The sequence below is a fragment of the Pseudomonas emilianonis genome (genome assembly GCF_023072625.1).
GTDB lineage: Bacteria > Pseudomonadota > Gammaproteobacteria > Pseudomonadales > Pseudomonadaceae > Aquipseudomonas > Aquipseudomonas paraveronii.
Genome location: NZ_JAKNRV010000111.1, coordinates 1 through 14,623, shown reverse-complemented (window position 1 = coordinate 14,623; position 14,623 = coordinate 1). Strand labels below are relative to the sequence as shown.

The following is a 14,623-nucleotide window of genomic DNA, read 5'->3' as shown; positions in this document are numbered from 1 at the left end:
TTTCGCGCAACAGCACCGGCCAACCGGCCTGCGCCGACACCTGGCTAGCCAGCTCGAACGCCGGCAAGCGGCTCAAACGACGCGGCATCACCAATGCCTGGTCGCTGGGTTGCCAGAACAGCAAGCCAAACGCCCGCTCACCCGCGCACACTTCAGCCAGCAAGGCCTGCTCGGCAGCAAGCCCGGCTTCGACGGTCATCGATACTGCCTGGATCATCGAACACCTACCTCGCTGAATAAACACAAAACCCAATGCGGGAGGGGCGGTGCGACGGTTCGACTTGCTCCCGATGGCGGAGTGTCAGTCAGTACATCTATCAACTGATACACCGCTATCGGGAGCAAGCCCCCTCCCACATGTTGACCGCACTTCAAATACTGACCGTGGTTTGATCAATCCAGAGTCGAACCGCTGACCGCCACACCGCGCTCCGGGAAGAACAGGCGTTGCAGTTCCGCGCCCGGGTTCTCAGCGCGCATGAAGGTCTCGCCCACCAGGAACGAATACACCTCGCTGATTTCCATCAGCTCGACGTCGGCGCGGTTGACGATGCCACTTTCGGTAATCACCAGACGGTCGCGCGGGATACGCGGCAGCAGGTCGAGGGTATTTTCCAGGCTGACTTCGAAGGTGTGCAGGTTACGGTTGTTGACCCCCACCAGCGGCGTGTCGAGGGTTTTCAGCGCACGCTCCAGTTCATCGCCATCGTGAACTTCCACCAGCACGTCCAGGCCGACGCTTTTGGCCACGGCCGCCAGCTCGGCCATCTTCACGTCATCCAGCGCAGAGACGATCAGCAGCACACAGTCGGCGCCCAGGGCGCGGGCTTCAACGATCTGGTACGGATCGATCATGAAGTCCTTGCGGATCACCGGCAATTTGCACGCCGCGCGGGCCTGTTGCAGGAACAGGTCGGAACCCTGGAAGTAGTCGACGTCGGTCAGCACGGAGAGGCACGTCGCCCCGCCTTTCTCATAGCTGACAGCGATGTCCGCCGGTACGAAGTTTTCGCGGATCACGCCTTTGCTCGGCGAGGCCTTCTTGATTTCAGCGATGACGGCCGGCTGCTTGAGCTTGGCCTGGGCGATCAAGGCCTTGGCGAAGCCACGCGGCGCATCGGCGATTTTCGCCTGGCTTTCCAGCTCGGCCAGGCTCACGCGGGCACGGCGTTCAGCGACTTCTTCGGCTTTGCGGGCCAGGATCTTTTCCAGAACGGTCGGCACACTCATCCTTCATTCTCCATCTTGAACACCGCAGTAAAGGCCCCCAGTTCTTCGAGCTTCTCGCGTGCAAGGCCGGTGTGCAACGCGTCATGCGCGAGGGCCACGCCTTCTTTAAGACTATAGGCGTGATCGGCGGCATAGAGCGCAGCACCGGCATTGAGCACGATCATTTCTGCGGCTTTCTGGCCGTTTTCGGTCTTGCGACGCCCCAAGGCGTCCTGAATCAGCGCCAGGGAGGCCGCCGGGCTTTCCACCGCCAGGCCGTGCAGGCTCTGGCTCTTCATGCCGAGGTCTTCAGGCTCGACCCAATATTCGGTGATCTGATCATTCTTCAGCTCCGCCACAAAGGTCGGCGCCGCCAGGCTGAATTCGTCCAGGCCGTCTTTCGAATGCACCACCAGCACATGCTTGCTGCCCATGCGCTGCAACACTTCTGCCAACGGCCGGCACAGGGCCAGGCTGAACACGCCCACCACCTGATGCTTCACACCGGCCGGATTCGTAAGCGGGCCGAGCATATTGAACAGGGTACGCAGGCCGAGATCCTTGCGCGGGCCGGCAGCGTGTTTCATCGCGCCGTGGTGGGACTGGGCAAACATGAAGCCGATGCCCACGTTGTCGATGCAGCGCGCCACTTGGACGGGTGTCAGGTTCAGGTAGATCCCGGCCGCTTCGAGCAGATCCGCGCTGCCGCTTTTGCCGGAAACCGCTCGGTTGCCGTGCTTGGCCACGGTGCAACCGGCCGCCGCGACCACGAAGGACGCCGCCGTGGACACGTTGAAAATATTCGCACCGTCGCCGCCAGTGCCGACCACATCGACCACACCGTCGAGGGTTTTGAGCTCGACCTTGTCTGCCAGCTCACGCATCACCGACACGGCGCCGACGATTTCGTCGATGCTCTCGCTCTTCATGCGCATCGCCATCATGAACGCGCCGATCTGCGCGTCGGTGCATTGACCGGTCATGATCTCACGCATCACATCGCTCATTTCCGCGGTGCTCAGGTCCAGATGGCCGACGATACGGCTCAGGGCAGTCTTGATATCCATGAAAAGTCCTTAGCGCGTGCCGCCGCTCTGCTTGAGAAAGTTGGCGAACAGCTCGTAGCCCTGCTCGGTCAGGATCGACTCGGGGTGAAACTGTACCCCTTCGATATTCAGTGTCTTGTGGCGCAGGCCCATGATCTCGTCGACCGAGCCGTCGTCCAACTGAGTCCAGGCGGTCAGTTCCAGGCAGTCGGGCAGGGTTTCGCGCTTGACCACCAGCGAGTGGTAGCGCGTCACGGTGACCGGCAGCTTGAGGCCCTCGAACACGCCGAGGTTGTTATGGAACACCGGGCTGGTCTTGCCATGCATCACTTGGCGCGCCCGCACCACCTCACCGCCAAACGCCTGGCCGATAGACTGGTGGCCCAGGCAAACGCCGAGGATCGGCAGCTTGCCGGCGAAATATTTGATGGCTTCAAGGGACACGCCCGCTTCGGTCGGCGTACACGGGCCAGGCGAAACCACGATGCGCTCCGGGTTCAGTGCGGCGATTTCGGCGACGGTCAGTTCGTCGTTGCGCACCACCTTGACCTCGGCACCGAGTTCGCCCAGGTACTGCACAACGTTGTAGGTAAAGGAGTCGTAGTTATCAATCATCAGCAACATGGGGGAAACCTCAAGAATTCTTAGCCCTGGGGGGTCTGTTCAGCCAACGCCACTGCGCGGAACATGGCGCGGCGCTTGTTCAGGGTTTCTTCCCATTCGAGGGCCGGCACCGAGTCGGCGACGATCCCGCCACCGGCCTGCACATGCAGCTCCCCGTCCTTGATCACCGCCGTGCGAATCGCAATGGCGGTGTCCATGTTGCCGTTCCAGGCGAAATACCCTACGGCGCCGCCGTAAACACCGCGCTTGACCGGCTCCAGCTCGTCGATGATCTCCATCGCCCGAATCTTCGGCGCGCCCGACAAGGTGCCCGCCGGCAGAATCGCCCGCAACGCGTCCATCGCGGTCAGGCCGGCCTTCAATTCGCCGGTGACGTTGGAGACGATGTGCATCACGTTGGAATAGCGCTCAATGACCATCTTCTCCGTCAACTTCACCGAGCCGATTTCCGAGACGCGCCCGGTGTCGTTACGGCCCAGGTCGATCAGCATGAGGTGCTCGGCGATTTCCTTGTCATCGCTCAGCAGGTCTTCTTCCAGCGCCAGGTCCGCTTCCTCGGTCGCGCCACGCGGGCGAGTGCCGGCAATCGGGCGCACGGTGATCAGGTTGTCCTCGACGCGCACCAGCACTTCCGGCGAACTGCCGACGACGTGGAAGTCGCCGAAGTTGAAGAAGTACATGTACGGCGTCGGGTTGAAGCAACGCAGCGCGCGGTACAGGTCGATCGGCGCGGCCTTGAAGTCAATGGACATGCGTTGCGACGGCACCACCTGCATGCAGTCGCCAGCCAGGATGTATTCCTTGATGGTATCGACCGCCCGCTCGTAGTCATCCTGGGTAAAGCTGGAGCGGAACACCGGGTCGGCCGCCGGCGGACGGCGCAGGTCCAGACCGCGACGCGGGGTGATCGGCTGGCGCAGTTTTTCCAGCAGGGCTTCGAGGCTGGCCAGGCCTTGCTCGAAAGCGTCGGCCTGGGATGGGTCGGCGAGCACGATCGCGTGCATCTTGCCGGCGAGGTTGTCGAACACCACCACGGCGTCGGAGACCATCAGTAGAATGTCCGGAACGCCCAGTGGATCGGGGTTCGGGCATTTGCCCAGGCGTTTTTCCACATAACGCACGCAGTCGTAGCCGAAATACCCGACCAGGCCGCCATTGAAACGCGGCAGCCCAGGGATGGTCGGCACGTTGTAGCGCGCCTTGAAGGTTTCGACGAAGGCCAGCGGGTCTTCGACGTCATGGCTTTCGATCTCGACGCCGTCATGGGTGATGCTGACGTGATGGTCGTACACCCGCATGACCGTGCGGCACGGCAGGCCGATGATCGAGTAACGGCCCCACTTCTCGCCGCCCTGTACCGATTCGAGCAAGTACGAGTTGGGCTCGTCGGCCAGCTTCAGGTAGATCGACAGCGGCGTATCGAAGTCGGCCAGGGTTTCGCAGGCCAGGGGGATACGGTTATAGCCGGCAGCGGCCAAACGCAGGAATTCTTCGCGGATCATGAGGTGCCTCGTGGCATGAGGGTCTAACGGTCAGGTATGCAAACGTGCCGCAACGCGCGGCGAGGATCAGTCAGGCGCGCCAACGCCAGCGGGCCAGGGCCTTGATGACTTTCATCCAGAGTTTGCGAGTGACTACCACGATGGCACTTCCAGAGGGGGACGGATCGGTGTCCGGCAACGTTATCTCAGCGCCAGCTCCCAAGCAACCGGGGATTAGCCGGCGCAGGTCATCAATCACCAGCGAGGGCGACTCTTCGGCGATCGGCCGACCGTGGTTATAGCCGTAACTCAAGGCGACGCACTGCACGCCCGCCGCTTTGGCCGCGAGCACATCGCTGCGCGAATCGCCGATAAACAACGACTCGGACGCCGGGATATTGGCCATTTTCATCACGAAGAACAGCGCCGCCGGGTCGGGCTTCTTCTGCGGCAACGTATCGCCACCGATGATCCAGCGGAAGTAACGGCCGATTTTCAGCTGGTCCAACAGCGGCGCGACGAAGCGCTCCGGCTTGTTGGTGATCAGGGCCATTTCCACGCCCTGCTTGCTCAGCCATTTGAGGGTGTCGCGCACGCCGGGGTACACCACGGTCAGTTCGTGGTGATCTTCATAGGCCGCATTGAACAACTCCAGGGCGTGTTCGGCCTCGACATCATCGACACCCTCGGCGTCAATGTGGTTCGCCAGCGCGCGGCGCACCAACATCTGCGCGCCGTTGCCGACCCATTCACGCACCGACTCGATACCGACCGGCTTGCGCCCCAGCTTGAGCAGCATCTCGTCCACCGCCGCCGCCAGGTCCGGCACCGAATCGATCAACGTACCGTCCAGATCGAACATCACCAGCCGTGGCAGTTTGCCGGGGAACAGCCGCTCAAAGCCACTCATGGACGCGCCAGCGCCAGTTCTGCGCGCATCTTGGCGATGACTTCCTGGTAGTCCGGAGCATTGAAGATCGCCGAGCCGGCCACAAAGGTGTCGGCGCCGGCAGCAGCGATTTCGCGGATGTTGTTGACGTTGACCCCACCGTCGATTTCCAGGCGGATGTCACGCCCCGAAGCATCGATCAGCGCGCGGGCTTCGCGCAGCTTGTCGAGGGTGCCGGGGATGAACTTCTGCCCGCCGAAACCTGGGTTGACGCTCATCAGCAACACCATGTCGACCTTGTCCATCACGTACTTGAGCACGTCCAGCGGGGTGGCCGGGTTGAACACCAGGCCCGCCTTGCAGCCGCCTTCGCGGATCAGTTGCAGGGTACGGTCGACGTGCAGCGAGGCTTCCGGGTGGAAAGTGATGTAAGTCGCGCCGGCCTCAATGAAGTCACCGACGATGCGGTCCACCGGGCTGACCATCAGGTGCGCGTCGATCGGCGCGGTGACGCCGTACTTGCGCAACGCCGCGCAAACCATCGGGCCGATAGTCAGGTTGGGCACGTAGTGGTTGTCCATGACATCGAAGTGGACGAAGTCGGCACCGGCGGCCAACACCTTGTCCACTTCCTCGCCGAGGCGGGCGAAGTCGGCGGAGAGAATCGATGGAGCGATAACGAAGGGCTGCATGACGCACCTTTTTTGAGCTAAATCACGATGGCGCGCATTGTATACCTCATGCTTTGCCCTGCGCACCGTGACCTAACTCAACGGCTAGTACGCTGCCCGATAGATTTTCTCGATATCGGCGGCGCTGAGCCGGCGCGGATTGTTGCGCATCAGGCGCTCGATACCCGCCGCTTCCGTGGCCATGCCCGCGAGGGCGTCTTCGGGGATGCCGAAACTGCGCAGGCCCGAAGGGATCTCCACGTCGGCACACAACCGCGTCATCGCCTCGACCGCCTGGTCGGCGGCAGCGTTGACGCTCAGGCCGGCGACATTCACGCCCATTGCTTGGGCAATGTCCTGCATGCGCTCGACACAGGCCAGCTTGTTCCAGTGCATGACATACGGCAGCAACAGCGCGTTGCTCACGCCATGGGCGATATTGAAGCGCCCGCCCAGCGGGTAGGCCAACGCATGCACCGCCCCGACTCCGGCGTTACCGAACGCCATCCCGGCCATCAGGCTGGCGGTGGCCATGTCGTCGCGGGCCTGCAGGTTGGCCGGGTTGGCGTAAGCCTTGGGCAACGCCTTGGTAATCAGCTTGATCGCGCCGATGGCCAAGGCATCGGTAATCGGTGAGGCATTCAGCGACAGGTAGGACTCGATGGCATGCACCAGCGCATCCACGCCACTGGCGGCGGTGACGCTGCGCGGGCAGGTCAGGGTCATCTGCGGGCTGATGAGTGCGACGTCCGGCAGCAGGAAGTCACTGACAATGCCCTTTTTCAGTTGTGCGACCTTGTCGGAGAGGATCGCGACGTTGGTCACTTCCGAGCCGGTACCGGCCGTCGTGGGAATGGCGATCAACGGCGGGCCCTTGCGCGGTACCTGGTCGACGCCGAACAGATCCGCCAGGGCGCCGTGATAACCGGCATAGGCCGCCACGCTTTTGGCGATATCGATTGCACTGCCGCCGCCCAGGCCGATCAGGCCGTCGTGCCCGCCTTCGCGGTAGGCGCGCATGCAATCTTCGACAATGGCGATTTCCGGGTCGGGCAGCACCCGGTCAAAGATCTCGTAGGTGCGCCCGCCCAAATGCGCCAGCGCCACCGTGCCGGACTTGACCAGCGCGGCGTCGGTGACGATCAGTGGGTTGTCGATATCCAGCCGCGTCAGCTCGGTGGCCAGTTGTTCGATGGCACCGGCGCCAGTCAGCAGTTTATGGGCGATCTTGAATGAGCAAGTACTCATGTGCGCGGCCTCTTGTTGATTGTGGGCTGGCACAAGAGTAGCTGAAGGAACTCGGTTGTATTCCATTCAACAGCTGAATGGTCACAGAACCCATGTGGGAGGGAGCAAGCTCCCTCCCACATTTAGACCTGGGCGGTGCGCAGTTTTTCGCTACGCCCACGCAGCCATTCCAGGGTCAGCAGCAGCAACACCGAAAAGGCAATCAGCAAGGTCGCCGCTGCTGCAATCGTCGGGCTGAGGTTTTCGCGGATACCGCTGAACATCTGGCGCGGCAGGGTCGCTTGCTCGGGGCCGGCGAGGAACAGCGTCACCACCACTTCGTCGAACGACGTGGCAAACGCGAACAACGCTCCGGAAATCACCCCCGGCGCGATCAGCGGCAAGGTCACCCGGCGAAACGCGGTCAACGGCGAGGCCCCCAGGCTGGCCGCCGCCCGCACCAGGTTATGGTTAAACCCCTGTAAGGTCGCGGACACCGTGATGATCACAAACGGCACGCCCAACACGGCGTGGACCACGATCAGCGAGAAGAAACTGTTACCCAGCCCCAGCGGCGCGAAGAACAGGTAGCTGGCCACGCCGATGATCACCACCGGCACCACCATCGGCGAGATCACCAGGGCCATCACCAGCGCCTTGCCGGGAAAATGCCCACGGGTCAGGCCGATCGCCGCCAACGTGCCGAACACCATGGCCAGCACGGTGGCCGCCGGGGCGACGATGATGCTGTTCTTCAGCGCACGCATCCATTCGGCCGAGGCGAAGAAGTCCTGGTACCAGTGCAGCGAAAAGCCTTGCAGCGGGTACACCAGGAAACTACCGCTGTTGAACGACAGCGGGATGATCACCAGCACGGGCAGAATCAGGAACAGCAGGATCAAGCCGCAGAGTATCCGCAAGCTGTAGAACCACACCCGTTCCACGGGCGACATATAAGGGCTCAGCATCGCAAGGTCTCCTTAGCTCAGGCGCAGGCGGCTGGCGCCCACCAGCCGGTTGTAGATCAGGTACAGCACCACGGTGGCCAGCAGCAGCAAGCCGCCCAGCGCTGTCGCCATGCCCCAGTTGATACTGGTGTTGGTGTAGAAGGCCACGAAGTAGCTGACCATCTGGTCGTTCGGGCTGCCCAGCAAGGCCGGGGTGATGTAGTAACCAATCGCCAGGATGAACACCAGCAGGCAGCCTGCGCCCACACCGGCGTAGGTTTGCGGGAAGTACACACGCCAGAAGCTGGCGAATGGGTGACAGCCCAGGGAAATCGCGGCACGCATGTAGGTCGGCGAGATGCCTTTCATCACGCTGTAGATCGGCAGGATCATGAACGGCAGCAGGATATGCACCATGGAGATGTAGACCCCGGTGCGGTTGAACACCAGTTCCAACGGCTTATCGATCAGGCCCATGCCCATCAGCGCGCTGTTGATCAGGCCGCCGGACTGCAGCAGCACGATCCACGCCGCCACGCGCACCAGGATCGACGTCCAGAACGGCAGCAGGACCAGAATCATCAACAGGTTGCTTTGCCGTGCAGGCAGGTTGGCCAGCAGGTAGGCCAGCGGATAGGCCAACAGCAGACAGACAACGGTGATCACCAAGCCCATCCAGAAGGTGCGGGCGAAGATGTCCAGGTAGATCGCCTGGTCCGGCGTGGCCGGGGCCACTTCGCCGAGGTCGTCGATGCGGTGATCGACGGCCGCCAGCAGGTAGTACGGCGTCAGGCTGCTGGTATTGCGTCGGATCGCCTGCCAGTACGCCGGGTCGCCCCAGCGTTCATCGAGGGTTTCCAGCGCTTCTTTATAAGAGGCCGGCGCTTCGGTAAACGGCAGCGCACGGGCGGTTTTGGTCAGCAGGCTGCGATAGCCGGCCAGTTCCATGTTCAAGCGTTTCGACAGATCGCCGAGGGTCTGGTTTTTGCGCGCTTCGCCGAGGTCCTCGCTGAGCGCCTGGTACACCGGTTCGCCAGGCAAGCCGCGACCGTCCCAGGTCTTCACCGCCACCACCGTGCGCGGCAAGCCGCCCACGACTTCCGGGTTACCGACACTTTTGTATAGCAGCGCAACGATCGGCACCAGGAACACCAGCAGCAAAAACAGCACCAGTGGCGCAATCAAGGCCTGCGCCTTCCAGCGATTAAGCCGCTCGGCACGCGCCAGGCGCTGCTTGAGGGTGGGGCTGTTGACCTCGGTCGAGGGAACGGCGATGGCCATGGCTAACTCCGAAACTTGAAAATGAATGCACTCTGCCAAACGCAGCAGATCCCCTGTGGGAGGGGGCTTGCTCCCGATGGCGGAATTTCAGTCAGTACATCTATCAACTGATACACCGCTATCGGGGGCAAGCCCCCTCCCACATGGAGTTACTTGGCAGCCCAGGAATTGAAGCGCTGCTCGAGTTGCTCGCCGTTATCCGCCCAGAAGCTCACATCGATCTGCACCTGGTTCGCAATGTTCTCAGGCGTGGTCGGCATGTCTTTCAAGACGTCTTTGGCCAGCAACGGTACGGCTTGGGTGTTGGCCGGGCCGTAAGCGATGTTTTCCGAGTAGATCTTCTGCTGCTGAGGCTGCACCGAGAAGGCGATGAACTTTTTCGCCGCTTCTGCGCGATCCTTGGCCAGGCCTTTTGGAATAGCCCATGCGTCGAAGTCGTAGATGCCACCGTTCCAGACCACTTTCAGGTTGCTCTCTTTCTGTACGGCAGCGATGCGGCCGTTGTAGGCCGAGCTCATCACTACGTCACCCGAGGCGAGGTACTGCGGCGGTTGCGCGCCGGCTTCCCACCACTGGATCGACGGCTTGAGTTCGTCGAGCTTCTTGAACGCACGGTCCTGGCCATCTTTGCCGGCCAGCACTTTGTACACATCCTTCGGCGCCACGCCGTCGGCCATCAACGCGAATTCGAGGGTGTACTTGGCGCCCTTGCGCAGGCCGCGTTTGCCAGGGAATTTCTTGGTGTCCCAGAAATCCGCCCAACTGGTCGGAGCGCTGCTCAGCTTGTCGGCGTTGTAGGCGAGCACGGTCGACCACACGAAGAAGCCCACGCCGCATGGCTGGATGGCGCCTTTCACGTAGTCAGCGGTGTTGCCGAACAGTTTCGGGTCCAACGGTTCGAACATGTCTTCGTCGCAGCCGCGGGACAGTTCTGGCGACTCCACTTCCACCAGGTCCCAGGACACGCTCTTGGTGTCGACCATGGCCTTGACCTTGGCCATTTCACCGTTGTATTCGCCGGCGACGATCTTGCCGTTGCCCGCACTTTCCCACGGGGCATAGAAGGCCTTGACCTGTGCTGCCTTGTTCGCGCCACCAAAGGACACGATCGTCAGGTCCGGGCCGGCCATGGCCTGGGTCGCGCCGATCAAGCCGATCGCCAGTGCGGAATACTTAAGGGATCTCAACATTGTTGTTCTCTCCACGTGCAGGGTTGGTGAAGCCATGGGGGCGATTATTTCGCCTCTAGAAGTGGGTCGAGTGCGCGAACGTGCTCGACTTGCCAGCCAATCGGTACCACGTCGCCGACCGCCAGTGCCGGGTCCAGCTCGGCGATCGGTTGTTTCACAAAAAAATCGGTCATGCCGCAGACTTCCAGGCGCACGCGCACGTGGTCGCCCAGGTAAACGAATTCCGCTACTCGCCCGGAGAAGCGGTTCACGCAACTTTCGCTGGAGCCATTGAGGCTGACGCGCTCAGGCCGCACCGACAAGGTCACCGGGCCGCCGATCTGGCCGACGTTCACCGCCAGCGCCTCGACTTTCTCGCCCCGCGCCAGTTCCACCACGCAGCGGTCGCCGGTGTGGCTGTGCAGGCGACCGTTAAGGCGGTTGTTTTCGCCGATGAAGTTGGCGACGAAGGTGTTCTTCGGCTCTTCATACAAGGTGCGCGGCGCAGCGATCTGCTGGATCTCGCCCTGGTGGAACACCGCCACCCGGTCCGACATGGTCAAGGCTTCGCCCTGATCGTGGGTCACATACACCACGGTCACGCCGAGGCGTTGGTGCAGGTGCTTGATCTCCATCTGCATGTGCTCGCGCAATTGCTTGTCGAGGGCACCGAGAGGTTCGTCCATCAGCACCAACTGCGGTTCGAACACCAGCGCCCGGGCCAATGCCACACGCTGTTGCTGGCCGCCGGAGAGTTGCGCCGGGTAGCGCTGGGCGAAGGCGTCGAGCTGGACCATGCTCAGCACGCGTTTGACCCGCTCGCTGACATCGGTCTTGCTCAACCCCCGCACCGACAGCGGAAACGCCAGGTTCTCGGCCACAGTCATGTGCGGGAACAACGCGTAGTTCTGGAACACCATGCCGATATCGCGCTTGTGCGGCGGCACGTTGTTGATCGCGCGCCCGGCCAGCTGGATTTCGCCAGCGGTCGGCGTCTCGAAGCCGGCAAGCATCATCAGGCTGGTGGTCTTACCCGAACCCGATGGCCCTAGCAGGGTGAGGAACTCGCCCTTGCGAATCTCCAGGTTGAGGTCCTTGACGATCAGGTTCTCGCCGTCGTAGCTCTTCTGCACGCCACGAAAGCTGACCAGTACATCATTTGAATCCACCTCGCTCATACCCGCACCTTTGTGTTTTGGACTGCTGTGGCACAAGCGTAGTCCAGGGACGGGGCCCCGGAAATCGGGGGTCAGGAGAGAATTACATCAGCCGGATGGAAGGTTGGGTGTAGGGCATGCCCTACAGCGATGGCGGGGATAGGACAGAGCCGCTATGAGCGCCAGGCTGCAAGCGGCAAGAACGGGCAACTGGCGCTTTGAAGGGGGTCGCAAACAGGCATGTCGTCAGAGCAGCTTGTGTTCCATGGCGTACTTCACCAGTTCAGCCAGGGAGGTGATATTGAGTTTTTGCATCAGCCGCGCCTTGTGGGTGCTGATGGTCTTGCTGCTCAACGCCAGTTGCTGGGCGATGTCGTTGACGTTGGCGCCCTGGGCCAGGCGCTCGAATACCGAGAACTCGCGCTCCGACAGCAGCGAATGCAAGGGCCGTGAATCGGTCAGGCCGACCTCGAAGACCATGCGGTCGGCCAGGTCCGGGTCGATATAACGACCACCGGCCGCGACCTTGCGAATCGCCATCAAGAGCAGGGCCGGGTCGCTGTCCTTGGTGGCATAACCGGCCGCACCCACCTTCAAGGCCCGCGCGGCCATCTGCGCTTCATCGTGCATCGACAGCACCAGGATCGCCGGCGGGTTGCTCAGCGCACGAATCCGCGCAATGGCTTCCAGGCCGTTGACGCCGGGCATCGAGATATCCAGCAACACCACCTCGCAAGGCACATGGCGCAAGGTCTCCAGCAACTGCTCGCCATTGCCCGCCTCGCCCACCACCAGCAGGTCTTTGGCCAGGCCGATCAATTGCTTGATGCCTTCACGCACGATGGTGTGGTCTTCGGCTACCAGTACACGGATCACAGGGGCTTCCTCTTATCGTTATGCATCCAGCGGCACCGTCACACTCAGGGTGGTGCCCTCCCCCGGCTCGCTGTCCAGGCTCAACTGCCCGCCCATGATCAGCACACGCTCACGCATGCCGACCAGGCCAAACGACACCGGGCGGCCCTGGGCCTCGACGAAACCGACGCCGTCGTCGCTGATGGTCAGCCGCAATTGCTTGCCCTCCACCGCCAGGGTCAGCTCGACAGTATGCGCCTGGGCATGGCGCATCACATTGGTCAGCGCCTCCTGCAGGATACGAAACAGGCCGATGGCCTTGGCATCGCTCAAGGCCGGCAGGTTATCCGGGACTTGTACCAGGCAGGGAATCTGCGTGCGCGCTTCAAAGCGCCGCGCCTGCCACTCGATGGCCGAGGCGATCCCCGCGTCGAGAATCGGCGGGCGCAACGCCGTGGCCACGTCGCGCACCAATTGAAACAGTTGGGCGATCAGGCGCTTCATGCTGTTCAGGCGCTCGTTCAGGCCGGGGTCCAATTGCGCATAGGCCAGCTCGCACATGGAGGTTTCCAGCTTGAGCACGGTGAGCATTTGCCCAAGTTCGTCGTGTACTTCCCGGGCGATGCGCGCCTTTTCCTCTTCGCGCACGGTTTCCAGGTGCGCCGACAGCTCACGCAGCTGCGCTTCGCTTTGCAGCAACGCGGCCACATAGCGGCGACGCTCGGTGACATCATTGAGGTAGACCACCAGGTATTCGCCTTCGGCAAACCGCAGAAAGCTCAACGACACCTCGGCCGGCAGGATGCTGCCGTCTGCGCGCAGGCAGTCGGCGGCGAAGTGCTGCGGGCCGTCTTCACTGTTACGCGCGCGTTTCCATAGGTTCAGCCAGCGGTCCATGCTCAGGCTCGGGTCGAAATCGGCCAGCGGACGCTCGATCAGCGCGCCGGGACCGTAGCCGAGCATGGTTTCCGCCGCCAGGTTGGCGTAGCGCACATGGCTGTCCCAATTGACCCAGAGGATGCCGACGGTACTTTGATCGATGGAAAACTGCGTCAGGCGCAGCGCTTCGGCACCGGCGGCGCGCGCGGCGCTTTCTTCGCGAGCGGCGAGCAGGTTGTGTTCCAGCACACGTTGCTGGCGACGCTGCCAGAACACCACCGCGAGGCTGGCGAGCAGCAGCAACCCCAGCAGCAGGCTGAGGTTTTGCCACAGGCCGGGAGACTCAGATAAACGCGGGTATTTGGGTTGCAGCCAGCGGTTGTGCAACTGGTCCAGATCGCGGGCAGGGATGGCGCGCAACGCGCTTTCCATGATGCCGGACAGTTCCGGCCAGTCGCGGCGGGTCGCCACCCGCAGCAATTGCGGCAGGCCGATATCGCCGACCACCGCCAGCCCGGAAAACTCAGCCTCGCCCGACAACCGGCTCAGTTGCGCCTCATCCACCACGGCATAGCGTGCCTGCTGGCTGACCAGCAACTGCAAGGCCTGCCGCTCGATGGGCACGCCTTGCACGTTAAGGCCGGGATAAGTGCTGCGCAAGTAATCGGCCACGGCGCTGGGCATGCGCACAGCAACGCGGGAATGCTCGTCGAGTTTTTCCAGCTCCACCGCACCGCCGCCCTCACGGACACCGACGATGTGCTGGGGCACGCGCATATACGGGTCCGTGAACAACCACAGACGCAAACCGGCCGGGGTTTGCTGCAGACCGGGAGCAATGTCCACCTCGCCGTCGCGCAGGGCGGCTTCCAGTTGCTCCTGAGTGGGGAAGTTGCGCCACGTCAGCTCGATGTTCAGGGCCTTAGCCAGCCATTGCATCAACTCGACATTGGCCCCCGACAACCGCTGCAGACGCCGATCGTATTGCGCATACGGCGCCTGCAAGACCAGGCCCACCCGCAATTCCGGGTGCTGCGCCAGCCATTCGCGTTGCGGCACAGTGCACAGAAGCCAGGACGCGGCACAAGAAATCGGTTTTGACCCAGGCTTGACCTTGCGCGCGATGCTCAGCGCGGTGGTGCAGCAGAGCAAGGGTGTGCGCAGTTTCGAAGACCTGGCCGACGAGCT

The 14,623-nt window shown here is 62.4% G+C and carries 13 protein-coding genes and 1 pseudogene; all 14 read right to left on the bottom strand.

Going from position 1 to position 14,623, the window contains the following annotated elements:
• Nucleotides 1-217 (bottom strand): annotated as a pseudogene (locus L9Z73_RS13645) (lipoate--protein ligase family protein); the annotation flags it as partial.
• Between the two features lie 176 nt (nucleotides 218-393).
• Entirely contained in the window at nucleotides 394-1,230 is an 837-nt protein-coding gene (gene trpC / locus L9Z73_RS13640; protein WP_247401723.1) for an indole-3-glycerol phosphate synthase TrpC, read from the bottom strand.
• The gene (trpD, locus tag L9Z73_RS13635; protein ID WP_247401722.1) at nucleotides 1,227-2,276 is read right to left on the bottom strand and encodes an anthranilate phosphoribosyltransferase; all 1,050 of its coding nucleotides are present in this window, start codon (nucleotides 2,274-2,276) and stop codon (nucleotides 1,227-1,229) included. The genes trpC and trpD overlap by 4 nt, the downstream gene beginning before the upstream one ends.
• Before the next feature lie 9 nt (nucleotides 2,277-2,285).
• Nucleotides 2,286-2,879 carry an aminodeoxychorismate/anthranilate synthase component II gene (locus L9Z73_RS13630; RefSeq protein WP_247401720.1) on the bottom strand — a complete coding sequence of 198 codons (594 nt, stop codon included), beginning with the start codon at nucleotides 2,877-2,879 and terminating at the stop codon, nucleotides 2,286-2,288.
• Nucleotides 2,880-2,899: 20 nt separating this feature from the next.
• Nucleotides 2,900-4,381 (bottom strand): anthranilate synthase component I, encoded by a 1,482-nt coding sequence (gene trpE, locus L9Z73_RS13625; protein ID WP_247401718.1) that lies wholly within the window; start codon nucleotides 4,379-4,381, stop codon nucleotides 2,900-2,902.
• A 70-nt stretch (nucleotides 4,382-4,451) separates the two neighbouring features.
• Nucleotides 4,452-5,270, bottom strand: a complete 819-nt coding sequence (locus L9Z73_RS13620; RefSeq protein WP_247401716.1) for a phosphoglycolate phosphatase — start codon at nucleotides 5,268-5,270, stop codon at nucleotides 4,452-4,454.
• A complete protein-coding gene (rpe, locus tag L9Z73_RS13615) occupies nucleotides 5,267-5,941 on the bottom strand; it encodes a ribulose-phosphate 3-epimerase (RefSeq protein WP_247401715.1) in 675 nt (224 codons plus the stop codon). Before rpe ends, L9Z73_RS13620 begins: the two co-directional genes overlap by 4 nt.
• An 84-nt stretch (nucleotides 5,942-6,025) precedes the next feature.
• Nucleotides 6,026-7,168: an iron-containing alcohol dehydrogenase gene (locus L9Z73_RS13610; RefSeq protein ID WP_247401714.1), complete on the bottom strand. Its 1,143-nt coding sequence runs from the start codon at nucleotides 7,166-7,168 to the stop codon at nucleotides 6,026-6,028.
• A 122-nt stretch (nucleotides 7,169-7,290) separates the two neighbouring features.
• A complete protein-coding gene (locus L9Z73_RS13605) occupies nucleotides 7,291-8,115 on the bottom strand; it encodes an ABC transporter permease (RefSeq protein WP_024077705.1) in 825 nt (274 codons plus the stop codon).
• A 12-nt stretch (nucleotides 8,116-8,127) separates the two neighbouring features.
• Nucleotides 8,128-9,375: an ABC transporter permease gene (locus tag L9Z73_RS13600; protein ID WP_247401713.1), complete on the bottom strand. Its 1,248-nt coding sequence runs from the start codon at nucleotides 9,373-9,375 to the stop codon at nucleotides 8,128-8,130.
• A gap of 149 nt (nucleotides 9,376-9,524) precedes the next feature.
• On the bottom strand, nucleotides 9,525-10,565 hold the full coding sequence (locus tag L9Z73_RS13595) for an ABC transporter substrate-binding protein (RefSeq protein WP_247401712.1): 1,041 nt from the start codon (nucleotides 10,563-10,565) through the stop codon (nucleotides 9,525-9,527).
• A 44-nt stretch (nucleotides 10,566-10,609) separates the two neighbouring features.
• Complete coding sequence (locus L9Z73_RS13590) at nucleotides 10,610-11,722, bottom strand: ABC transporter ATP-binding protein (RefSeq protein ID WP_247401711.1); 1,113 nt, start codon at nucleotides 11,720-11,722, stop codon at nucleotides 10,610-10,612.
• 225 nt (nucleotides 11,723-11,947) lie between these two features.
• Nucleotides 11,948-12,577, bottom strand: coding sequence for a response regulator (locus L9Z73_RS13585; RefSeq protein WP_017847801.1), 630 nt, complete (start codon nucleotides 12,575-12,577; stop codon nucleotides 11,948-11,950).
• A gap of 18 nt (nucleotides 12,578-12,595) precedes the next feature.
• Nucleotides 12,596-14,599: an ATP-binding protein gene (locus L9Z73_RS13580; protein WP_430624289.1), complete on the bottom strand. Its 2,004-nt coding sequence runs from the start codon at nucleotides 14,597-14,599 to the stop codon at nucleotides 12,596-12,598.
• Nucleotides 14,600-14,623: the final 24 nt, after the last annotated feature.

Coding starts and splice junctions, on each gene's coding strand:
- trpC (WP_247401723.1), bottom strand. CDS start 1,230: ATGAGTGTGCCGACCGTTCTGGAAAAGATCCTGGCCCGCAAAGCCGAA.
- trpD (WP_247401722.1), bottom strand. CDS start 2,276: ATGGATATCAAGACTGCCCTGAGCCGTATCGTCGGCCATCTGGACCTG.
- L9Z73_RS13630 (WP_247401720.1), bottom strand. CDS start 2,879: ATGTTGCTGATGATTGATAACTACGACTCCTTTACCTACAACGTTGTG.
- trpE (WP_247401718.1), bottom strand. CDS start 4,381: ATGATCCGCGAAGAATTCCTGCGTTTGGCCGCTGCCGGCTATAACCGT.
- L9Z73_RS13620 (WP_247401716.1), bottom strand. CDS start 5,270: ATGAGTGGCTTTGAGCGGCTGTTCCCCGGCAAACTGCCACGGCTGGTG.
- rpe (WP_247401715.1), bottom strand. CDS start 5,941: ATGCAGCCCTTCGTTATCGCTCCATCGATTCTCTCCGCCGACTTCGCC.
- L9Z73_RS13610 (WP_247401714.1), bottom strand. CDS start 7,168: ATGAGTACTTGCTCATTCAAGATCGCCCATAAACTGCTGACTGGCGCC.
- L9Z73_RS13605 (WP_024077705.1), bottom strand. CDS start 8,115: ATGCTGAGCCCTTATATGTCGCCCGTGGAACGGGTGTGGTTCTACAGC.
- L9Z73_RS13600 (WP_247401713.1), bottom strand. CDS start 9,375: ATGGCCATCGCCGTTCCCTCGACCGAGGTCAACAGCCCCACCCTCAAG.
- L9Z73_RS13595 (WP_247401712.1), bottom strand. CDS start 10,565: ATGTTGAGATCCCTTAAGTATTCCGCACTGGCGATCGGCTTGATCGGC.
- L9Z73_RS13590 (WP_247401711.1), bottom strand. CDS start 11,722: ATGAGCGAGGTGGATTCAAATGATGTACTGGTCAGCTTTCGTGGCGTG.